Here is a 21,067-nt window from a genome sequence, read left to right as displayed (position 1 = left end):
CCGATGATCGCCATTGTGCAGGCGCTCGGTCTGCCGGTGATCCGCGTGTCCGGCGTGGAAGCCGACGATGTCATCGGCACCTATGCCCTGCAGGCGGCAAAGGACGGCATCGATGTGGTGATCTCCACCGGCGATAAGGATTTCGCGCAGCTAGTCGGTCCGCACATCACCCTGACCAACACCATGACCGGTAGCGTGACCGATGAAAAACGCGTGCCTGAAAAGTTCGGCGTGCGCCCCGACCAGATTGTTGATTTTCTGGCACTGATGGGCGATGCCGTCGATAACGTGAAGGGCGTCGACAAATGCGGGCCGAAAACCGCCGCGAAATGGCTGGCCGAATACGGCACGCTGGAGGCGGTCATCGCCAATGTCGAAAAATTCACCGGCAAAATCGGCGAGAACCTGCGTGCGGCACTGCCCATCCTGCCTTTGAACCGCACGCTGGTCACCATCAAAACCGATGTGCCGCTGGAACGCGATTACACCCAGCTGCTGCAGTTGCCGCCGCACAAGGACGATCTGTCCGCCCTGTATGCACGCTTCGGCTTCAAACAGGCCTTAAAGGAGCTGCAGGGTACTGACGCTTCGCCGCCTTCAGCACCGAAAGCCGCCGCCAAGCCTGCCGAAAGCGATGCACCGCCCGTTCTGTTGCCTGAAGCCAAGCCCGGCGAATACACCGCCGTGCTGGACTGGGCGGCGTTCGACGCCATGCTGACCGCGCTCGATGCCGCGGAGTTGATCTGCTTCGATACCGAAACCGATTCGCTCGACCCGATGCAGGCCAATCTGGTCGGTCTGAGCTTTGCGGTCGAACCCGGTGCGGCCTGGTATATCCCGCTGGCCCATGATTATCCCGGCGCACCGGCGCAGCTGCCCTTGGCCGAGGTCTTGCAGCGCCTGACGCCGCTTTTGACCGATGCCGGCAAGGGCAAGTGCGCGCAGAACGGCAAATACGATTTGCATGTCTTGAATCGCCAGAGCATTGCCGTACAGGGTCTGCGCGAAGACACCCTGCTGGCCTCGTTCGTGCTCAATGCCGGCCGCGCCCGCCATGACATGGACTCGATGGCGCTGAATTACCTGAGCTACCAGACCATCGCCTACAGCGACGTGGCCGGCAAGGGCGCCAAGCAGATTGCCTTCTCGCAGGTCGCCATTGACGATGCCACCCGCTATGCCGCCGAAGATGCCGACATCACCCTGCGCCTGCAGCAGCATTTCGCCGTGCAGCTGCAGCAGGCGCCGGTGCTGGAAACGCTGTACCGGAACATGGAAATCCCCTTGCAGCAGGTGCTCTGCGACATCGAGGAAAATGGTGTACTGATCGACGCCGCGCTACTGCAGCGCCAGAGCGCCGACCTGTCGGCACGCATGCTGCTGGTGCAGAACACCGCCTATGCCATCGCCGGCCGGAATTTCAATCTGGATTCACCCAAGCAGCTCGGCGCCTTACTATTCGAGGAGCTCGGCCTCGATGCCAAAGTGAAAACGCCGACCGGCGCGCCGTCCACCAACGAGGAGGCGCTGGAAGCCATTGCTGACGATCATGAACTGCCGCGGCTGATCCTCGACTACCGTGGCATGGCCAAGCTGCGCAGCACCTACACCGAGAAACTGCCGTTGATGGTCAATCCGCGCACCGGGCGCGTGCATACCAGCTATCACATGGCCGGTGCCGCCACCGGCCGGCTGAGTTCGAGTGATCCGAATCTGCAGAACATCCCGATCCGCACCGAAGACGGCCGCAAGATCCGCGAGGCCTTCATCGCCCCGCCGGGAAGAAAGATTCTGTCTTTCGACTACTCCCAGATCGAGTTGCGCATCATGGCGCATCTGTCCGATGATGCTGGCCTGCTGGCGGCCTTCGGTTCCGGCCAGGACGTGCACCGGGCCACCGCCGCGGAAGTTTTCGGTGTGCCCTTGGCGGAAGTCAGCGCCGATCAGCGCCGCGCCGCCAAAGCCATCAACTTCGGCCTCATGTACGGCATGAGCGCCTTCGGTCTGGCGCGCCAGCTCGGCATCGGCCGCAACGAGGCCGCCGATTACATCAGTCTGTATTTCAGCCGCTACCCGGGCGTGCGCACTTACATGGACGATACCCGTGCCAAAGCCAAAGCCGACGGCTATGTCGAGACGGTCTTCGGTCGCCGGCTTTACCTGAATGAAATCAACGGCCGTAACGCCGCTCAGCGGGCCGGTGCCGAGCGTGCCGCCATCAATGCCCCGATGCAGGGCACCGCCGCCGACATCATCAAACGCGCAATGATCGACGTCGCCGGCTGGATCAACGGCCACCGCCGGCAGGCGCTGATGCTGATGCAGGTCCATGATGAACTGGTGTTCGAGGCCGATGCGGATTTCGTGCCGACCATGCTGGCGGAGGTCAAGACGCGCATGGAGGCGGCGGCTGAGCTGAAGGTGCCGCTGCTGGTCGAGGCGGGCACCGGGGCCAACTGGAATGAGTCACATTAACCGGTGACGGCAAAGTTCACAAAGATTTTACAGTTCCGGGCCCCTGATTCACCGGACATTAACCATTTTTGTGATTAACTACACCTAACAAGCGCAAGGCTTGTTGGTTGTCTCTCCCCTGGGACATCCGAAGGAGATTGGCTTTCCCCGGCCACCTTCTTTAAACCCTGGCCCCGCATGCTTCCCCTGGCATGTGGGGCTTTTTTTCAGCTCTGTTTCAGGGCGCGCCGCAGGAACTCGGGCTGCAGCAGGGCGCCCTGATGGATGCCGGCATTGTAGTACTCGGTACTGAAGGTTTTGGCGGCGGCGTCATCGCTGCGGAATTTGGCGAGATTGCGACCATCCTTGGCGGCGATGGTGCAGCTCCACCAGCCGGTCGGGTAGGAGGGCTGCGGAAACGGCAGGGTCCGGAAGCCGTTAAAGCCAGCATCGGACATCGCACCAATCATGTCCCGGATCAGCTCCATCAGCGCCAGAGGCGATTCGCTCTGCTGGACCAGCAGGCCATCGGGGCGTAAGGCCTTGAAGCAGTTTTCATAGAAGGCGCGGTTGAACAGGCCTTCGGCCGGTCCGACCGGATCGGTCGAATCGACGATGATGATGTCGATGCTGCATGGCGCGGCGTTCTGCATGTAGGCGATGCCGTCGTCGAACATCACGGTGGCGCGCGGGTCGTTGTTGCTTTCGCACAGTTCCGGAAAATATTTCTCGGCCATGCGGGTGACCTGCTCATCGATGTCGCACTGCACGACGGTTTCGACATCGGCATGCTTGAGGCACTCGCGCAGGGTGCCGCAGTCGCCACCGCCGATGATGACGATGTTCTTCGGCGCCGCGTGCGTGTAGATCGGGGCATGCGACATCATTTCGTGATAGAAGAAATTCTCGCGCGTACTGACCATCATCGCGCCATCAATCACCATCAGATTCCCGAAATCGGTGGTTTCGAAAATTTCGATTTTCTGGAATGGCGACTGCACCTCGTCCAGCTTGCGTACGGTTCGGAAACCGATGGCGGATCCGGTGTGCTCGAAGTTCTCGTAAAACCAGGTGGAGTCTGCCATGGCGGGGTGTCCTGAAGGCGGTAAAAAGTGAGGCGCATTGTATCCGATAACCGGTGCCGGGGGGTACAATACGCGTCCCAAACGAGGATTCCTGCCCATGAACGCCTGGTCGGTCGACGACGCCAAACAGCTGTATTCCATGCCGTTCTGGTCGGAAGGTTATTTCGATGTCGACGAGCGCGGCCGCGTCTGCGCACAACCGCTCGGCCCGGAAGGACCGCGTCTGCCGATTTCCGAACTGATCGAGCAGGCCTGCGCCGACGGGGTCAAGCTGCCCCTGCTGCTCCGCTTTTCCGATATCCTTCCACATCGCCTGCAGGCCATGCAGCGCGCCTTCAATGCCGGCATGGGCCATTTGGGTTACAAGGGCGGCTACACCGCGGTGTATCCAATCAAAGTCAATCAGCATTACGGTGTGGCCGGCGTGCTGGCCATGGCCGGCAACGAGCAATTCGGCCTGGAGGCCGGCTCCAAGCCGGAGCTGATGGCGGTACTCGGGCTGGCCAAGCCCGGCAGCATCATCGTCTGCAACGGCTACAAAGACCGTGAGTTCATCCATCTGGCCCTCCTCGGCAAGCAGCTCGGCTTCGACACCACCATCGTGGTCGAGAAACCCTCGGAGCTCGACATGATCCTGCAGGAAGCGGCCAAGCTCGGCGTCATGCCGGGCATCGGCGTGCGTCTGCGTCTGTCCACGTTGGGCGCCGGCAAATGGCAGAATTCCGGCGGCGATAAAGCCAAGTTCGGCCTGTCGCCCCGCCAGGTGCTGGATCTGGTCGCGCGCCTGCGTGACGCCGGCCAGCTTGAATGCCTGCAACTCCTGCATTTCCACATGGGCTCGCAGATCTCCAATCTGCGCGACATCGCCGCTGGCATGCGCGAAGCCGTACGCTACTTCGTCGAACTCAGTAAGGCCGGCTGCATGATCCGTTTCATGGATTCCGGCGGCGGCCTCGGTGTCGATTACGAAGGCACACGTTCACGCGGCGCCTGCTCGATCAATTACCGTCTTGAACAGTTCGCCCAGACGCTCATCCAGCCCTTGCAGGAAGCCTGTGCCGAGCACGGCCTTGCCGAACCGCGCATGATCACCGAAGCCGGCCGCGCGATGACCGCCCACCACGCGATGATGGTGGTGAATGTCTCGGAAGTGGAGCAGGCGCCGGACGGCGCCGTGCCGGAGGCGCGTTCGAACGAGCCGCTGGTCATCAAGCATCTGCGTGATCTGGTGCGCAGCATCGACAGCCGCACCGCGCTCGAAGTCTATCTCGAAGCCCAGCATTACCTCGCCGAAGGCCAGGCCCTGTTCGCGCACGGACAGCTCGGTCTGGACGACCGTGCCTTGCTCGACGATCTGTTCTATGCCATCGCGCATGCGGTGCGCCGCCAGTTGAATCCGGACGACAAGAGCCATCGCGAGGTGCTCGACGAGCTCGATGAGCGTTTGGTCGATAAGTACTTCGTCAATTTTTCGGTGTTCGAATCCATACCCGACGTCTGGGCCATCGATCAGGTGTTTCCGATCATGCCGATCGCGCGCCTGGACGAGCGCCCCGAACGGCACGGCGTCATCGCCGATCTGACCTGCGACTCCGATGGTCGGATCGATACCTATGTGCAGTCGCAGACGCTCGGTCATTCGCTGCCGGTACATGCCCTGAAACAGGGTGAGAGCTACCGTCTGGGCGTGTTCATGGTCGGGGCCTATCAGGAAACCCTGGGCGATATCCACAATCTGTTCGGCGACACCGACACCGCCAACGTCAGTCTGGATGCGCTCGGTGGCTACCGCATCGAACGTCAACGCAAAGGCGATACCACCGATGTCATGCTGGATTACGTCGGCTATCGGCTGGATGAATTGCGCGTACGCTATCGCCACCTGGTCGACCATGCCGGCCTCGATGCCGGTGCAGCAGCAGCGGCATTGGCGGCGCTGGAAGCGGGCCTGACCGGCTACACCTATCTTGAAGAAACCCTGCACGGAGTCTGATCATGAATCCCCTCGCCCGCGTCGGATTCATCGGTCTCGGTGCCATGGGCGCCTCCATGGCCGGCCATCTGCAGGCCAAGGGGCTGCTCACCGCAGTCGGCAACCGCACACCGCAGAAGGCTGAAGCATTGGCTGCCCAGCTCGGCGTCACGGCCGCGATTGCGCCTTCCGATTTCACCGGATGCGATGCGGTGGTGTTGTGCGTGTCGATGGATGCGGACGTGATGCAATGCTGCCGGGATCTTGCCGGTGTTCTGACGCCCGGATCCTTGGTCATCGACCATTCCACCGTGGCCCGCGAAACCGCATTGTCCGCTGCCGCACTATTGGCGGAGTCCGGCATTGCCTTTCTGGATGCGCCGGTGTCCGGCGGTGTCGAGGGTGCGCGTAACGGCAAGTTGTCGGTAATGGTTGGTGGCGATGCCGATGTCCTGATACATGCTCAGGAGTTGTTGTCGGCTTACGCGCTACGCGTCACCCACATGGGGCCGACCGGCGCCGGACAGGCCACCAAGGCCGTCAACCAGGTGCTGGTGGCTGGCATCGCACAGGCGGTCTGCGAAGGTTTGGCCTTCGGCGAAGCCTTGGGCCTCAAGCCCGAGTCGCTGGTGCCGACCCTGGCCGCGGGCGCTGCCGGCAACTGGTTCCTGGATAAGCGCGGTGCCACCATGATGGCCGGCAACTATAAGCCCGGATTCAAATCGGCGCTGCTGTTGAAAGATCTTCGCATCGTACAGGCCATGGCCGAGGCGCTCGGCCGTCAGTACAGCGTAGTCGAGCGGAGTCTGGACGATTACGCGAAACTGGTCGATGCCGGTTTCGGCGAAGAGGACACCTCGGCCCTGATCCGCCTCAAACGCGGCGGCTGATCCGGAGTTACTTGATTTTGATGCTGGCGGCAGCGATGCCGATGCCGGCCAGATTGGCCTTGGCGGCTTCTGCCGCCTTGGCATTGGGATAAGGGCCGAGCCGGACCCGATACATCGTTTTTCCATTGACTTCGGCGCTTTCCACGCGCGCGGTCTCACCGGCCATGGCAATCCGTGCCTTCAGGTCATCGGCATCGGCGTTGCGCTCGAAAGCGCCCGCCTGCAACAGATAACGCGCTTCCTCGGCAGGTTTTGCTGCTTCAGTCGCCGTTTTGGGTGCCGTGCTTTCCGGGTTCGACTCGACGCTGTCCGCTGCAGGCGTCGTCGGATCCAGTGCTTCGGCCGCAGGTACATCGACTGTTTCCTGTGTCGGCAGCACGTCGTAGAAGCTGTAATCGGTATCGAGTACGCCATCATCCGTACCGCTGGCCGGTGGCTCCACGCCGGGCTCGGCATCTGCTTCCGTGGCCTTTCCTGCCTGGGGTACCGGCACATCCCCCGGTGGGGGTGCGCTCAAAAGTTTGTATTGCTGATAGCCGAAATAAGCCAAGACGCCAATCAGTAATCCGGCCAACAACCACGCCCAGGCCGGCGTTCCCCTGCCGCCTTGGCGTCGGGCCTGTGTCTTCTTCGCCATTACATGCGCTCCGGTGCCGACACACCGAGCAGTTGCAGGCCGTTGCTCAGAACCTGTGCGGTCGCTTTGCACAGTCCCAGGCGGGCGCTGCGGATGGCTTCGTCTTCGCTCAGGATGTCGCAGTTCTCATAGAACGAATGGAATGCATTGGCGGTTTCGCGCAGATAATTCGCCAGAATCTGCGGGCCGCGGTTGACGGCCGCCGATTCGATGACTTCCGGAAAGCGCATCAGTTCGCCGAGCAGTACGGTTTCGGCATCGCTGTCCATCAATTCGCGGTTGGCGACGGCCGCGCTGTCGTTGTAGCTCCACTGCTTCTCGCGCAGTTTGCGGAACAGGCCGGCCGAGCGGGTGATCGCGTACTGGATGTAATACACCGGGTTCTCTTTCGAATGGCTTTTGGCCAGATCGAGATCGAAATCCAGATGCTGGTCGTTACTGCGCATCACGTAGAAGAAGCGCGCGGCATCGTTGCCGACTTCTTCGCGCAGTTCGCGCAGAGTCACGAAGCTGCCGGCTCGGGTCGACATCTGCACGCGCTCACCGCCGCGGTAAAGAATGGCGAATTGCACCAGCTGGATTTCGATTTTCGATTCATCCAGACCAAGCCCCTTGGCCGCGGCTTTCAGACGCACGATGTAGCCGTGGTGATCGGCGCCGAAGATGTAGAATGCACGTTCGAAGCCGCGCTCGAATTTCGACAGCAGATAGCCGATGTCGGAAGCGAAGTAGGTGGACACGCCATTGTCGCGGATGACCACGCGGTCCTTGTCGTCGCCGAAATCGGTGGCGCGGAACCAAAGCGCACCGTCCTGTTCGTAAAGGTGGCCGTTCGCGCGCAGGATGTCCACCGCGCGCCGGACGTAACCGTCGACGCTGAGCGAACGCTCGGAGAAGAAACTGTCGTGATCGACGCCGAAGCCGTGCAGGTCGTTGCGGATGTCGGTCAGGCAGAAATCCAAGCCGGCATTGAAAACCAGGCGGTAGTCGGTATCGCCGAGCAGCCGGCGGGCGTTGGCAATCAGCGCGTCGACGTGTTTTTCCTTGTCGCCGCCCTGACCTTCATCGTCCGGTACGCCATTGAAGATATCGATGGCGCCGAAACGCAGGCGGTCGCCTTCCTGGGCGCGCAGTGCGCGGGCGATGTCGATGACGTAATCGCCTTTATAACCGTTGTCGGGGAAGCGCACGGCCACGCCGCACAATTCGTGGTAACGCAGCCACACACTGATGGCCAGGATGTCCATCTGGCGGCCGGCGTCATTGACATAATATTCGCGTTGGACGCCGTGTCCGGCGGCTTCCAGCAGGTTGGCCAAGGTCGCGCCGTAGGCGGCGCCGCGGCCGTGCCCCACGTGCAGCGGTCCGTTTGGATTGGCCGAAACGAATTCCACGGTAATCGACTCGCGCGAACCGGCCGGCTGCCGGCCGAATTCGGCACCGGCTTCGAACACGCGACGGACGGTGGACAGCAGGCAGCGCCGTGAAATGGTGAAATTGATGAAGCCGGGCTTGGCCACTGCGACTTTCTCGATATGCTTGGATTCGTCATTGGCATCCATGCTTTCGATCAGGGTTTCGGCCAGTGCCATCGGGTTCATGCCGATGCGCTTGGCGAGCAGCAGCGCGATATTGGTCGCGTAATCGCCGTGTTCGCGAGATTTGGTGCGCTCGATGACGTACTCGGGCAGTTCCAGGTCGGCGGGGATTTTGCCCTCGCGGCGCAGGTCGAGGAGGGCTTGCGCCACCAGTTCACGGAGATGGTCTTTCACGGGCGGGGTTCGGATTCCATAGGAGACCGTTATTGTAGCCCGAACCGGCCGGCGGACGCATCCGGACGCGATTCAGAGCCAGCCGCGTTCAGCGAAGGAGGTCACCGTATTGCCGGCCACGATGAAATGATCGAGCACGCGGATGTCAATCAGTGCCAGCGCCTGTTTCAGCCGCACGGTCAGGGCGTGGTCGGCTGCGCTCGGCTCCGGGTGGCCGCTGGGGTGGTTGTGTACCAGCAGTACCGCCGCCGCCTGATGCCGGAGTGCCTGTTGGACGACAATCCGGGGATGCACCTCGGCGCCGTCGAGACCGCCGGCAAACAATTCTTCGTAGCGGATCAAGCGGTGACGCGCATCCAGGAACAGACAGCCGAAAATTTCCCGTTGCCTGTCGCGCAGTTCCGTCCGCAGCCAGTGCCGCACTTGCTGGGGGTCATTCAGCGCCTGTCCGGGCTGCAACGGCTGGCTCCAATAGCGCGTGCCAAGCTCGAGGCTCGCAGCCAATCTGCAGGCCGTTCCGATGCCAATCCGGTAATGCCGGCTGAATTCGCCGATGGCGCTTTGCTTCAGGGCCCGGAGTGCATCCGGACTGGAGACTGCATCCGGAAAAGCCAGTGCAGCACGCTGCGGCGCGCCGATCAGTTGCAGCAATTCCTGCTCACTGAGGGCGGCAATGCCATGGGCCAGTGCTTTGTTCTGCAGGGTAATCCATAAGGGGCGTGCGGGTTTGTCCATGTGTTTAGTGTGCCCCCGGGATTTGCCTCCATCTGTCGGAATCCGCTGGCTTTTCGGTTAAGCTAATGTGCAAGACCGTGTCGGGGAAACTGGGTGGCATCATTGGACGGAAAGCATCTTCTGTTGGGCGTCACCGGCGGCATTGCCGCCTACAAGTGCGCCGAGCTCGTGCGCGGCCTGCGCAAGGCCGGCGCCGAAGTGCGCGTGGTGATGACGGCTGCCGCCGAACGCTTCGTGACCCCGACCACCCTACAGGCCTTGTCCGGGCACCCGGTGCGCAGCAGCCTCTGGGACGAGGCCGCGGAAGCGGCCATGAGTCATATCGAGCTGGCGCGATGGGCCGATATCGTTCTGATTGCCCCGGCCAGTGCCGATGCCTTGGCCCGCTTCGCCGGCGGCCATGCCAATGACTTGCTGAGCACACTCTGTCTCTCTACCGAAGCGCCGGTGCATCTGGCGCCCGCGATGAACCGGGTGATGTGGGCCAATGCCGCCACGCAGGCCAATGTAGCGGCTTTGCGCGCACGCGGTTTCCGTATCCACGGGCCGGGCACTGGCGAGCAGGCTTGCGGTGAAACCGGAGAAGGACGCATGCTCGAACCCGCGCAGTTGATTGAGGCGCTGGCCGACATTCCGCAAGCATGGCGAGGTCGGCGACTGCTGATTACTGCCGGCCCGACTTACGAAGATCTCGATCCGGTCCGGTTTCTGGGCAACCGCAGCTCGGGAAAAATGGGTTTCGCGCTTGCCGAGGCAGTAGCAGCGCAGGGCGCGGAAGTGGTTCTGGTTGCCGGTCCTGTTGCCCTGACAACCCCGTCCGGCGTACGCCGGATTGATGTCCGCAGTGCGGCACACATGCATGATGCGGTCATGGCCGAGCTTTCCGGAGTCGATACCTTCATTGCCGCCGCTGCGGTGGCCGATTACCGTCCGAAGACCGTAAGTGCCGTCAAAATCAAGAAATCCGATTCCGACGCTGCGCTTGCCCTGGAGCGCACTCAGGATATTCTTGCGGCGGTTTCGGCCAGCCCCTTGCGCCCGAAGCGGGTGATTGGTTTTGCCGCAGAAACCGAGAACCTTGATGAATACGCACAGGAAAAAATGCGTAACAAGGGCCTCGATGCCATTGCCGCCAATGTGGTTGGCCTGTCCGATTCGGGATTTGAGAGCAGTCATAATGCTTTGACCGTATTCACCCGTTCCGGCCGTTACGCCATTCCACTCACTACCAAACGCCAGGCCGCTGATGTGCTCCTGGACATTCTGCAGGAGCACTTGCCATGAATCACGCTCTGAGCGTTGATTTCCGTATTCTGGATGCCCGTTTGGGGTCGGAATTTCCTCTACCGGAATATGCGACCGCGCATTCGGCGGGGCTGGATCTTCGCGCCATGCTCGATCAGGCCCTGACCCTGCAGGCTGGTGATTGCCAACTGATTCCGACCGGTATGGCCATTCATATCGGCGATGCCAGCGTTTGCGCACACATTCTGCCGCGTTCCGGACTCGGTCATAAGCAGGGATTGGTGCTCGGCAACAGTGTCGGTCTCATCGATGCCGACTACCAGGGTCCGCTCATGGTCAGCCTCTGGAACCGGGGCAATGCGCCGCAGACCATCCAGCCGGGCGATCGCATCGCGCAGCTGGTTTTCATGCCCGTGTTGCGGGCGCAATTCCGTCACGTCGAGCAGTTCGCCGAAAGCGCGCGCGGCGAAGGCGGATTCGGTCATACAGGAGTCGCTTGACTATGTCCGCATTGAATTTACGCATCGAACAAATGCGCGTCTGGGTGCGGCAGCATCCGTGGCGGACCGCCACTGTATTGTTTGCTCTTTTCGGGATCTGGTTCGCCTACAAAGGCGTCGACCTCTACGCACAGAACAAGGACGAACGCGACATCATCACCGCACGTGATGCTGCTACGGCGGCGGTGGCCGCACGCAGCAATGCGCTGATCAACCGGATGGTGCAGGCCCAGAAAAAAGTAGAGCCGGTGACAGCCTTTACGGGCGAAATCTTCATTATGCAGACGTTCAAGGACAGCTTTAAAGAGGCCGATGCGGTACAGGTTTATGCTCCTGGCTTGGCAACGGCCTATGACGATGTCGCCGGTTTCGGCGCCGGACGCTTGGCGCTGCTGGAGGCCGCCACCAACAATCAGCAGGTTGCCATCCGTGTCATCCAAGCCGGCGGCAGCCGTCGACTGGGCCTGGCCAAGTCGGTCGGTGCCGATGCCGACATGCGATTGGTTTATGTGCAATTGCCGATGAGCGCGCTTAATGGCGTGCTGGATGTCACCCAGGAAAAACACAGTTATCTCGGGCTGCGTCAAGGCCAGACCGATGTGTTGAACCACGGCGACGCGACCTTGGCCAGCACCGCGGAAATCAATGCGGTCGCCATTGCCAAAACCCCGTGGCGGGTGGTGGCATCCGCGCCATTGGCAGAAAAAGGGCTGTTCAGCGCCGGCGGCATCGCCGAACTGGTCCTCGGCGGGCTTTTTTTCCTGCTCGGCGCCGGTTGTTTGTTTGCACCCGGATACCTGCAGCGGCGCAATGGTCTGGAAAGCGCCACCGAGGACGGTGGTGATGGCGCTGACATGACCCTCGAGCAAATGCAGCAAGCCGGTGTGATTGCAGCACAGGCACCGCCTGCGCCCGAGTTCAACATCAAGGAATCGTTGCAGCCGAAAGTCCCGCTGGACCGCTCGATTTTCAGGGCTTATGACATCCGTGGCATCATCGGCGTCAATCTTGACGCCGGCATCGCCTGTAAAGTCGGTGAGGCCGTCGGTACGATTCTGGTCGAAAAAGGCCTGCGCGGCATCGTGGTCGGCTACGACGGCCGATTGTCTTCTCCGACGATGGCGGACGGCCTTTGCGAGGGCCTCGCTTCCACCGGCATCGAGGTCATCAACATCGGTCAGGTGCCCACGCCGGTAGTCTATTTTGCCGCCAATACCAGTGAATTCACCAGCGGCATCTCGGTGACCGGCTCGCACAATCCGCCGGATTACAACGGTCTGAAAATCGTCATTGACGGCCATACGCTTTCCGGCGATGCCATCATGGATATTTTTACCCGCATCATCGACAAGAAAATCATCCGTGCAGATAACCCCGGGCGAATCCGCCAACAGGACGTCATTCCGGAATACATCAACCGCATCGCCGAGGATGTTCACATCGAGCAGCCGCTGAAAGTGGTGGTCGATTGCGGCAACGGCGTCCCCGGTGCGGTCGCTCCCCAGGTCCTGCGTGCCATCGGCGCCGAGGTCGAGGAACTGTACTGCGAAGTCGATGGCAACTTTCCCAATCACCATCCCGATCCGAGCGATCCGGAAAACCTGCTCGATCTGATCGACTTGGTGAAGCGCAGCGGCGCCGATATCGGGCTGGCATTTGACGGCGACGGCGACCGTCTCGGAGTGGTCACCCGTTCAGGTGAAGTCATTTTCGCCGACCGCCTGCTGATGTTGTTTGCCGAGGATGTGCTCAGTCGCAACCCGGGCGCAGCCATCATCTATGACGTCAAGTGCACCGGTGCGCTACAGGGCCATATCCTGCGCAATGGCGGCAGTCCACTGATGTGGAAAACCGGCCACTCCTTGATCAAAGCCAAGATGAAGGAAACCCATGCCGAGCTGGCCGGCGAGATGAGCGGACACTTTTTCTTCAGCGAGCGTTGGTTCGGGTTCGATGACGGCATATATGCCGCCGCCCGTCTGCTTGAGATTCTTGCGGCCGCGCCGGAGGGTATTCAGGCCAAGTTCGACGAGTTGCCCAAGCTGGTATCGACACCGGAATTGAAGGCAGAAGTCGCCGAAGGCGAACAGCATGCATTCATCGCACGCTTCGTGGAACAGGCACGATTCGAAGGTGCGCGCATCAGTCTAATCGATGGCGTCCGTGCCGACTGGTCGGATGGCTGGGGGCTGGTGCGGGCGTCCAACACCACGCCCGTGCTGGTGTTTCGCTTTGAGGCGAATGATGATGCGGCTCTTGCGCGCATCAAAGAGGCTTTCCGAGAACAATTACTGGCACTGAAGCCGGATATGAGCTTGCCGTTCTGACTCAGGGCTGTGCTGGCGTGGCTCCGGCATCACCCGGCAATGCCGCGCGCCGGAGATCGGCTTCGGCTTTCATGCTGCGGTATTTATCCAAGGTCAGCGCGAACTCGGCCTGCAGGGTGCGATAGTTGACGTTGAGTCGGCCCATCTGTTCGGTCTGCTTCGCCACCAATGTTTGTGTTTCCGCCAGCGTCTTGAGTTTGCCGGCATCCAGGGCCTGGCCATTCATTTCGGCTTCACTCAGTTCATTCAATGTGCTGATCAGAACCACGCGCCGCGATTGGATGCTGGCTTTCAAGGAGATGATGGTTTGTTTGAGTAAGTCGGTGCGCTCATCGAAGAAGCGCTGCAGATCCTGTTCGGTTGCATAGTTGACCAGCATGCCCTGCTCGATGCGTTTGGCCTTATCGGCTTCCGCCATCGCGGCAGCTTCGGCCTTTGCCTGCTGGTCGACCGCCGCTTTCTCGGCGGGCGAGAGCTGTGTCTTCACATCATTCTTAAGCGAGCCGGTCTTGGCATTATATTCTTTACGCGCCTTATCGACGGCCTCCGGCGGAAGCTGGTCGCTGATCTGGACCTTGCCGTCTTTGTCAACCCAACGGTAGATCTTCTTTTCCTGCGCGGCAGCGCCGGCAATCAGTGCGGTACCCAGGAATGCTGACAGCAGCAGTTTGACATTCGACATTTCAGACCCCGTAGTGATTGCGGTAATTCTGCAATGCCTGACGGTATTGTGCAAGTTCGGGCTGATGCTCTACGAAGCCCAGCAGTTCGCCGAGGCCGACGATGCTGAACACCGGAAAACCGAACCGCTGCTGGATTTCCTGACTGGCCGAAAGCGCTGTGTCTTTGCCCTTTTCCTGGCGGTCCAGCGCAATGACGATACCCGCCACCTGCGCACCTTGGGCGTGGATGATATCGATGGATTCCCGGATGGCGGTGCCGGCGGTGATGACATCATCGATGATCAGGACGCGGCCCTTGAGCGGTGCGCCGATCAGGTTGCCACCCTCGCCATGGCTTTTGGCTTCCTTACGGTTGAACGCCACCGGAACATTGCGGCCGCGCCGCGCTAGCGCAATGGCGGCGCCGGTCGCCAGCGGAAGTCCCTTGTAGGCAGGTCCGAACAACATGTCGAAGTCCGTACCGCAGTCGAGGATGCGCGAGGCATAGGCCTCGCTGACCTGATTCAGGCTGTCGCCATCATCGAACAGGCCGGCATTGAAGAAATACGGACTGATGCGGCCGGATTTCAGGGTGAACTCGCCGAAGCGCAGCACCTGCCTGCGGACGGCCAACTCCAGAAACTGCTGCTGGTACGGGTACATTTTCCCCACTTCGCGCGTGCATTCGGCTAATCTTGTGAACAAGTTTATCAGCAGTTGACCGGCATGCGAATCATCAGTTTCAACGCCAATGGCATCCGCTCCGCGGCCAGCAAGGGTTTCTTCGACTGGTTTGCGGGTCAGGATGCCGATATCCTGTGCATTCAGGAAACCAAGGCCCAGGAGCACCAACTCGGTGACGGTCTTTTCCGGCCCGAGGGTTATCACGCTTTTTTCCGTGATGCCACGACCAAGAAAGGCTATTCCGGTGTCGCCATTTACTGCCGTAACAAACCGGATGCCATAGTTGCCGGTTTGGGCTGGGCGCCTTTTGATGAGGAGGGACGCTACATCGAGGCGCGCTTTGGCGACCTCTCGGTAGTTTCGCTCTACCTGCCTTCGGGCTCCTCCGCGGAAGAGCGCCAGCGTTTCAAATTCGAAGTGATGGACTGGATCCGCCCGAAGTTCAAGACGATGCTCGCCGACGGCCGCAAAATCGTCCTTTGCGGCGATTGGAACATCGCGCACACCGCGATGGATATCCGCAACGCAAAATCGAACGCTAAGAATTCCGGATTCCTGCCTGAGGAGCGTGAATGGATGACGGCATTGACCGTGCAGGACGGCTGGGTCGATAGTTACCGCCATCTCCGGCCGGAGGGCCAGGACTACACGTGGTGGAGCCAGCGCGGCGCGGCGCGCGCTAAGAACGTCGGTTGGCGCATTGATTACCAGATGGTCAGCCCGAACCTGAAACCGGCGCTGCACGCTTGTGCCATCGCCGCCGAACCGAGGTTCTCTGATCATGCGCCTTTTACCGTGGATTATGACTGATGAGTGAAACACAATCTTACAAAGGCTGGCAGGGCATCAAGCGTGCCTTCGGTACGCCCTCGGCGGCAACGCTGCTGTTCTTCGGATTCGGCTGCGGCCTGCCGTTCCTGTTGATCGTGGGCGGTACGCTGTCGACCTGGCTGCGCGATATCGGACTGGCGCTCAGCCTGATCGGTCTGCTCAGTTTCGCGAGTTTTTTCTATGTGCTCAAATTCCTTTGGGCGCCACTTCTCGACCGTTACGCCCTGCCGTTTCTCGGGCGCCGGCGCGGCTGGTTGTTGGCCTCGCAGTTGCTGCTGCTGTTGTCCCTGTTGGCCATGGCCTACACCAACCCTGCGGCGCACCTGTCAACACTGATCGCATTCGTGGCCTTGGCGGCATTTGCGGGAGCCACGCAGGACATCCTGGTGGATGCCTATCGCATTGAAATCGTCGAACCGCATGCGCAAGGCGCATTGGCCGCCACTTACACGCTGGGTTACCGCATCGGTTTGATTCTCGGCGGAGCCATGGCGCTTTATTTTGCCGAGCTGTTCGGGTGGCAAATCACATATTCCGTCATGGCGTTGCTGATGCTGTTGCCGGTTGCGGCGACTTTGCTCGCACGCGAGCCCGAAACCCGCGTTGCCATTCGAAAGGTCAATCTGGCGGAGGCATTCATCGAGCCGTTTCGCGAGTTTTTCTCGCGCAACGGGGTGCTGTTGGCGCTGGCGTTTCTGGTGTTCGTCGGGCTTTACAAATTTCCGGATCAGATGATCGGCGTGTTGGCCGGACCGTTCTACCTCGACTCGGGCTACACCAAAGCCGATATCGCGACGGTTTCGAAACTTTATGGCGTCTGGCTCGGCATCGGTGGCGCGTTTCTCGGTGGCGTGTGCGTGGCGGCATTCGATATGCGTAAATTGCTGGCAGTGGCCGCGGTCGGCGTGGCACTGTCGAACCTTGCCTTTCTGTTGATGGCGCAGAACCCGTCGGAAATTTGGGCATTTTTTGCGGCCATCACCGCCGACAATCTGGCACAGGGTTTCGCCGGGACCATATTGGTTGCTTTCATGTCCAGCCTCACCCACCAGAATTTTACCGCCACGCAATATGCGTTGTTGGTATCGTTGGCCAATCTGCCGGGTAAATTCGTCGGTGGTTTCTCCGGCTACATCGTCGAGCAGAGCAGTTATTCGGCGTTCTTCCTGATCAGTGCCGTATCAGTAATCCCCGCCCTGCTGCTGCTGGCCTGGCTCTGGAAGCGGATTGGCTCCGGAACCGATCAGGCTTGATAGATGGCTCCGAGAATGCGCGGCCCGGTCGCGCCGGTGACTTCCACGACATTGCCGGACCGGCCATCAAGACATTGTTTGGCCAGCCAGGCGAAGGCCATCGCTTCCACGTAATCCGGGTCAACGCCCAGCGCGGCCGTTGATTGCACCGGGTAGGGCAACAGTGACTGCAGGTTTTGCATCAGCAGGCTGTTGTGCACGCCACCGCCGCAGACATATACCGATTCCGTTGTGCCGCCATAAGCTTGAATCGCATCCGCGATGGCGCGTGCGGTAAACAGGTTGAGCGTGCACAGCACGCTTTCCGGCGACAGCTGCAGGCCCTGCAGATGATAGTCGAGCCAGTCGAGTTGGAAATAGTCGCGACCGGTGCTTTTCGGTGGCGGCAACTGCAGCCAGGGATCCGACAGCAGACGTTCAAACAGTTCGGAATCGGGCGCGCCAAGCGCCGCTTTGCGGCCTTCGGCGTCGAAAGCGATATTCCAGTGACGGCGGCACCAGGCATCCATCAGGCCGTTGCCCGGCCCGCAGTCGAAGCCGGTAATGCCGCCATCGGCCGGCAGCAGAGTGATGTTGGCGATGCCGCCGATATTGACCACCGCCCGGTCCTGTTCGCTATTTCCGAACAGTGCGGCATGGAAAGCAGGTACCAATGGCGCGCCTTGGCCGCCGCCGGCCACATCTCGGCGCCGGAAATCGGCCACGGTGGTGATGCCGGTGCGCTCGGCGATGATGTTGGCATCGCCGAATTGCAGGGTGTAGGGGATTTCAGCTTTCGGATCATGGCGCAGGGTCTGGCCGTGACTGCCGATGGCGCGGATGGAATCAGGGGCCAAGCGGTGTTCGCTGCAGAATGCCGTGACCGCTTCGGCAAACGCTTCGCCGAGCAGCGTTTCCAGTTGACCGACCTGTTCCAGGCTAACCGGCGCATTCGATTGCGAAAGCGCCAACAGGATATCGGTGAGTTCCGACGGTAGGTGTCGATGACCATGTGCAAGCAGGTGTGCGCCATTGTTGAAATCGACCAAGGCCACGTCGATGCCATCCAGGCTGGTGCCCGACATCAGGCCGATATACAAGGTAGACGGCATGATCAGCGCATCTCGGTGGTGGTGGATTGTTCCATCATGGCCACGACCGGCGCGGTATCGCGACGGAACGCTGCCAGCGCCGCGCCGCGCAACGGTTCCGGTTTCGGCATGGTCACCTTCAGCGGATTGACCTGTTTGCCGCCAACTCGGAACTCATAGTGTAGATGCGGACCGGTGGCTAGACCCGTGCTGCCAACGCGGCCGATGATGCTGCCCTGTGCGACCGACTGCCCCCGCTTGTATTTGCCGAAGGCCGACATATGTCCATACAGAGTCGTGCGACCCTGTCCGTGGTTGATGATGATGGTTTTGCCATAGCCGCTTTTCCAGCCGGCGAATTCGATCCGGCCATCACCGGCGGCCATGATCGGTGTTCCAGTGCGCGCTGCGTAGTCGACGCCTTTGTGAGCGCGCATGCGGCCGAGCACAGGATGTTTGCGCATCCCGAAGGTCGAGCTCAAGCGTGCGAATTCGATCGGAATCCGCATCAGCACTTTTTTCAAGGGCCGGCCGTTGGCATCGAAGTATTCTTCGCGGCCGTTGTGGTTGTAGCGGAATGCCGTGTATTCCTTGCCGCGGTTGATGAAACTTGCGGCACGGATATGGCCCTGACGGTAGGGCTTGCCTTCGAGAAAGCTCTGTTCATAGACGACTTGGAAGCGGTCACCGTCACGCAGATCGTCGACGAAATCGATGTCGTATTTGAAGACATTGGCGATCTGGTTGACGACATTGCCGTCCAGTCCGGCCCGTTTCGCATCGGCATATAAGGAGCTGGTGATGTCACCGCTGGCCACCATCAGCCGGTTTTCCAGAGGGCGTACGGTGATCTGTTCGCGGACCAATCCGTTTTCCAGTGTCAGGTTGACTTGCTCCAGATCGGTGCGGTCGAAACGCATGGCACGCAGCTGGTCGTAGCCATTGATTTCAAACTCCAGGATGTCGCCGTCGCGGATGCGGCGGAAACTGTCGCGGGCGGCCGTGCTGGCCATGACCTGTTGCAGCGTCTTGCCCGAGAGCCCCATGTGTTCAAAGATCTCGCTGACGGTCTGGCCCTTCTCGACCGTGATGCTTTGCCAGCGGAATGCGCCGAGATCCAGCGCTTTACGTGAGAAAGCAGGGCTGTGTACGAGCGCCGGCGCCAACGCCAGCGAATGCGGTGATTGCAGGGCCGGTATCAGCGATGCCACGAAAAGTCCGGTCAATAGCATCAGTCCGGCGGACTGCCAACGGGGTCGGTCCCAGCTGCGGAGTGTGTTCAGGTGTTTGATTAATCGCAATGGAAGTCCTTCGGGGACAGCGTTCGGGCAATGGGCTAAAATAACCAGTCTGGATGCCGCGCGTCAAACCCCCACGAACTGTATTCAGGCATAATTAACGCATTTAACGCGGTATTAACGCATGCACGCGCAAGCGACTGTTTTCCACCGCATTTTCGGAGCCTTGCCACCATGCAGATACAGGATGTACTTGAACTGATCGGGCGCGGCGCGCAGGAAATCCTCAAGCCCGAAGAGCTGGAAGCGCGTTTGAAGCTGGGGCGTCCGCTGCGGGTCAAGGCCGGTTTCGATCCCACCGCCCCGGATCTGCATCTGGGACATACCGTCTTGCTCAACAAGATGCGCCAGTTCCAGGATCTGGGCCACCAGGTGATATTCCTGATCGGCGACTTCACCGGCATGATCGGCGATCCGACCGGCAAGAACGTCACCCGCAAGCCGCTGTCGCGCGCCGATGTATTGGCCAATGCCGAAACCTATGCCGACCAAGTCTATAAGGTGCTGGACCGCGAAAAGACCGAGCTGCGTTTCAATTCCGAATGGTTCGATGCCATGAGCGCTGCCGACATGATCAAGCTGGCCGGGCAGATGACCGTGGCCCGCATGCTCGAGCGTGATGATTTTTCCAAGCGATTCGCGGGCCAACAGCCCATCGCCATCCATGAATTCCTGTATCCGCTGGTGCAAGGCTACGATTCGGTTGCGCTCAAGGCCGATATCGAACTCGGCGGCACCGACCAGAAGTTCAACCTGCTGATGGGCCGCGGCCTGCAGGAGCATTTCGGGCAGCCGCCGCAGATTGTGCTGACCATGCCCTTGCTGGAAGGTCTGGACGGCGTCAACAAAATGGGCAAGTCCTTGGGCAATTACATCGGCATCAACGAGCCGGCCATCGACATCGTCAACAAAACCATGAAAATCGGCGATGAGCTGATGTGGCGCTGGTTCGAGCTGCTCAGTTTCGAGGTGACTTTGGCCGAGCTGGCGCGTATGAAGGCTGATACCGAAGCCGGCCAGCTGCACCCCCGCGAAGCCAAGCTGCGGCTGGCCCGTGAGTTGGCCGCCCGCTTCCACAGCGCGGCCGATGCCGAAGCCGCCATTCAGGGCTGGCAAGCTGCTGTGCGCGGCGAAGCCGACAAGAATCTGTTAGAAATCAAGGTTCTTTCGGTTCCGACCGAGGGTGCCCGGTTAGCTACCGTCCTGCGCCTTGCCGGTCTGGCCGGCAGCAACACCGAAGCCACCCGCAAAATCCAGGAGCGTGCGGTCCGCATCGACAATCAGATTGTCGAGGATTCCCAGCTCTTGCTTATGCCCGGTTTCGAGGGCGTGTTGCAGGTCGGCAAGCGCAATTTCGCCCGGGTACAGCTGCAGCCGGAAGCCTGAGCGCTAGGCCAGGCACGGATTACAGGTAAAAGTCCGCGCAGGGCTTCCCAAAGCCGGGCGGGGCTTGCTATACTAGTCGACCGGATTGATGGCTCAGGCCTGAATCAGGGGCGTCGCGAACGCTTCGAATTGAACTTCGAATGTTGACGCGGCCCAAAAGGTCTGCCATACTGTGCGACCACTTTGAGACGAAATGTTTCAAAGGCTTCAGCCTTCGGGCGCGGAGCAAACCGTTCTTTGTAAATGTGCGCAGGAAATTTGTGCGG

The 21,067-nt window shown here is 60.5% G+C and carries 17 protein-coding genes; 9 read left to right on the top strand and 8 right to left on the bottom strand.

Annotated elements, in window-relative coordinates; all coding sequences use genetic code 11:
- Positions 1-2,475, top strand: a 2,475-nt coding sequence (polA, locus tag ACIQ1A_RS08830; protein ID WP_395770705.1) for a DNA polymerase I, incomplete at its 5' end; no start/stop codon positions are given.
- Positions 2,476-2,681: 206 nt separating this feature from the next.
- On the opposite strand, the gene speE is transcribed toward polA, so the two are convergent.
- Positions 2,682-3,539, bottom strand: coding sequence for a polyamine aminopropyltransferase (gene speE / locus ACIQ1A_RS08825; RefSeq protein WP_395770704.1), 858 nt, complete (start codon positions 3,537-3,539; stop codon positions 2,682-2,684).
- Positions 3,540-3,636: 97 nt separating this feature from the next.
- On the opposite strand from speE, the gene speA reads away from it, so the two are divergent.
- Positions 3,637-5,532 (top strand): arginine decarboxylase, encoded by a 1,896-nt coding sequence (speA, locus tag ACIQ1A_RS08820; protein WP_395770703.1) that lies wholly within the window; start codon positions 3,637-3,639, stop codon positions 5,530-5,532.
- Positions 5,533-5,534: 2 nt separating this feature from the next.
- Complete coding sequence (locus tag ACIQ1A_RS08815) at positions 5,535-6,401, top strand: NAD(P)-dependent oxidoreductase (RefSeq protein WP_395770702.1); 867 nt, start codon at positions 5,535-5,537, stop codon at positions 6,399-6,401.
- 7 nt (positions 6,402-6,408) lie between these two features.
- Here ACIQ1A_RS08815 and ACIQ1A_RS08810 read toward each other — a convergent pair whose 3' ends face one another.
- From ACIQ1A_RS08810 to radC, 3 genes are all read right to left on the bottom strand, one after another.
- Complete coding sequence (locus ACIQ1A_RS08810) at positions 6,409-7,038, bottom strand: SPOR domain-containing protein (protein WP_395770701.1); 630 nt, start codon at positions 7,036-7,038, stop codon at positions 6,409-6,411.
- Positions 7,038-8,810 (bottom strand): arginine--tRNA ligase, encoded by a 1,773-nt coding sequence (gene argS / locus ACIQ1A_RS08805; protein WP_395770700.1) that lies wholly within the window; start codon positions 8,808-8,810, stop codon positions 7,038-7,040. Before argS ends, ACIQ1A_RS08810 begins: the two co-directional genes overlap by 1 nt.
- A 72-nt stretch (positions 8,811-8,882) precedes the next feature.
- Entirely contained in the window at positions 8,883-9,545 is a 663-nt protein-coding gene (radC, locus tag ACIQ1A_RS08800; RefSeq protein ID WP_395770699.1) for a DNA repair protein RadC, read from the bottom strand.
- Between the two features lie 93 nt (positions 9,546-9,638).
- Here radC and coaBC point away from each other — a divergent pair, with 93 nt between their 5' ends.
- The 3 genes from coaBC to ACIQ1A_RS08785 are packed head-to-tail and all read left to right on the top strand — an operon-like array spanning position 9,639 to position 13,617.
- Entirely contained in the window at positions 9,639-10,829 is a 1,191-nt protein-coding gene (gene coaBC / locus ACIQ1A_RS08795; protein ID WP_395770698.1) for a bifunctional phosphopantothenoylcysteine decarboxylase/phosphopantothenate--cysteine ligase CoaBC, read from the top strand.
- The gene (dut, locus tag ACIQ1A_RS08790) at positions 10,826-11,290 is read left to right on the top strand and encodes a dUTP diphosphatase (RefSeq protein WP_395770697.1); all 465 of its coding nucleotides are present in this window, start codon (positions 10,826-10,828) and stop codon (positions 11,288-11,290) included. Before coaBC ends, dut begins: the two co-directional genes overlap by 4 nt.
- Before the next feature lie 2 nt (positions 11,291-11,292).
- Positions 11,293-13,617, top strand: coding sequence for a phosphomannomutase/phosphoglucomutase (locus tag ACIQ1A_RS08785; protein ID WP_395770696.1), 2,325 nt, complete (start codon positions 11,293-11,295; stop codon positions 13,615-13,617).
- Position 13,618: 1 nt separating this feature from the next.
- Here ACIQ1A_RS08785 and ACIQ1A_RS08780 read toward each other — a convergent pair whose 3' ends face one another.
- Both ACIQ1A_RS08780 and pyrE read right to left on the bottom strand, forming a co-directional pair.
- The gene (locus ACIQ1A_RS08780) at positions 13,619-14,299 is read right to left on the bottom strand and encodes a DUF4124 domain-containing protein (protein ID WP_395770695.1); all 681 of its coding nucleotides are present in this window, start codon (positions 14,297-14,299) and stop codon (positions 13,619-13,621) included.
- Between the two features lies 1 nt (position 14,300).
- A complete protein-coding gene (gene pyrE, locus ACIQ1A_RS08775) occupies positions 14,301-14,942 on the bottom strand; it encodes an orotate phosphoribosyltransferase (RefSeq protein WP_395770694.1) in 642 nt (213 codons plus the stop codon).
- A 63-nt stretch (positions 14,943-15,005) separates the two neighbouring features.
- Here pyrE and ACIQ1A_RS08770 point away from each other — a divergent pair, with 63 nt between their 5' ends.
- Entirely contained in the window at positions 15,006-15,773 is a 768-nt protein-coding gene (locus ACIQ1A_RS08770) for an exodeoxyribonuclease III (protein WP_395770693.1), read from the top strand.
- Entirely contained in the window at positions 15,773-17,047 is a 1,275-nt protein-coding gene (locus ACIQ1A_RS08765) for an AmpG family muropeptide MFS transporter (protein WP_395770692.1), read from the top strand. The genes ACIQ1A_RS08770 and ACIQ1A_RS08765 overlap by 1 nt, the downstream gene beginning before the upstream one ends.
- Here ACIQ1A_RS08765 and ACIQ1A_RS08760 read toward each other — a convergent pair.
- Both ACIQ1A_RS08760 and ACIQ1A_RS08755 read right to left on the bottom strand, forming a co-directional pair.
- Complete coding sequence (locus tag ACIQ1A_RS08760) at positions 17,038-18,138, bottom strand: anhydro-N-acetylmuramic acid kinase (RefSeq protein ID WP_395770691.1); 1,101 nt, start codon at positions 18,136-18,138, stop codon at positions 17,038-17,040. The two genes, ACIQ1A_RS08765 and ACIQ1A_RS08760, sit on opposite strands and share 10 nt — an antisense overlap.
- Positions 18,139-18,140: 2 nt before the next feature.
- The gene (locus tag ACIQ1A_RS08755; protein ID WP_395770690.1) at positions 18,141-19,418 is read right to left on the bottom strand and encodes a peptidoglycan DD-metalloendopeptidase family protein; all 1,278 of its coding nucleotides are present in this window, start codon (positions 19,416-19,418) and stop codon (positions 18,141-18,143) included.
- Positions 19,419-19,589: 171 nt separating this feature from the next.
- On the opposite strand from ACIQ1A_RS08755, the gene tyrS reads away from it, so the two are divergent.
- A complete protein-coding gene (gene tyrS, locus ACIQ1A_RS08750) occupies positions 19,590-20,801 on the top strand; it encodes a tyrosine--tRNA ligase (protein ID WP_395770689.1) in 1,212 nt (403 codons plus the stop codon).
- Positions 20,802-21,067 lie beyond the last annotated feature (266 nt).

It is taken from the genome of Arenimonas sp. (assembly GCF_044353605.1).
Taxonomy (GTDB): domain Bacteria; phylum Pseudomonadota; class Gammaproteobacteria; order Xanthomonadales; family Xanthomonadaceae; genus Arenimonas.
Note: the sequence above shows the minus strand (reverse complement) of the source record. Positions and strands in the feature narration are given on the sequence as shown.

Coding starts and splice junctions, on each gene's coding strand:
- speE (WP_395770704.1), bottom strand. CDS start 3,539: ATGGCAGACTCCACCTGGTTTTACGAGAACTTCGAGCACACCGGATCC.
- speA (WP_395770703.1), top strand. CDS start 3,637: ATGAACGCCTGGTCGGTCGACGACGCCAAACAGCTGTATTCCATGCCG.
- ACIQ1A_RS08815 (WP_395770702.1), top strand. CDS start 5,535: ATGAATCCCCTCGCCCGCGTCGGATTCATCGGTCTCGGTGCCATGGGC.
- ACIQ1A_RS08810 (WP_395770701.1), bottom strand. CDS start 7,038: ATGGCGAAGAAGACACAGGCCCGACGCCAAGGCGGCAGGGGAACGCCG.
- radC (WP_395770699.1), bottom strand. CDS start 9,545: ATGGACAAACCCGCACGCCCCTTATGGATTACCCTGCAGAACAAAGCA.
- dut (WP_395770697.1), top strand. CDS start 10,826: ATGAATCACGCTCTGAGCGTTGATTTCCGTATTCTGGATGCCCGTTTG.
- ACIQ1A_RS08785 (WP_395770696.1), top strand. CDS start 11,293: ATGTCCGCATTGAATTTACGCATCGAACAAATGCGCGTCTGGGTGCGG.
- ACIQ1A_RS08780 (WP_395770695.1), bottom strand. CDS start 14,299: ATGTCGAATGTCAAACTGCTGCTGTCAGCATTCCTGGGTACCGCACTG.
- pyrE (WP_395770694.1), bottom strand. CDS start 14,942: ATGTACCCGTACCAGCAGCAGTTTCTGGAGTTGGCCGTCCGCAGGCAG.
- ACIQ1A_RS08770 (WP_395770693.1), top strand. CDS start 15,006: ATGCGAATCATCAGTTTCAACGCCAATGGCATCCGCTCCGCGGCCAGC.
- ACIQ1A_RS08765 (WP_395770692.1), top strand. CDS start 15,773: ATGAGTGAAACACAATCTTACAAAGGCTGGCAGGGCATCAAGCGTGCC.
- ACIQ1A_RS08760 (WP_395770691.1), bottom strand. CDS start 18,138: ATGCCGTCTACCTTGTATATCGGCCTGATGTCGGGCACCAGCCTGGAT.
- tyrS (WP_395770689.1), top strand. CDS start 19,590: ATGCAGATACAGGATGTACTTGAACTGATCGGGCGCGGCGCGCAGGAA.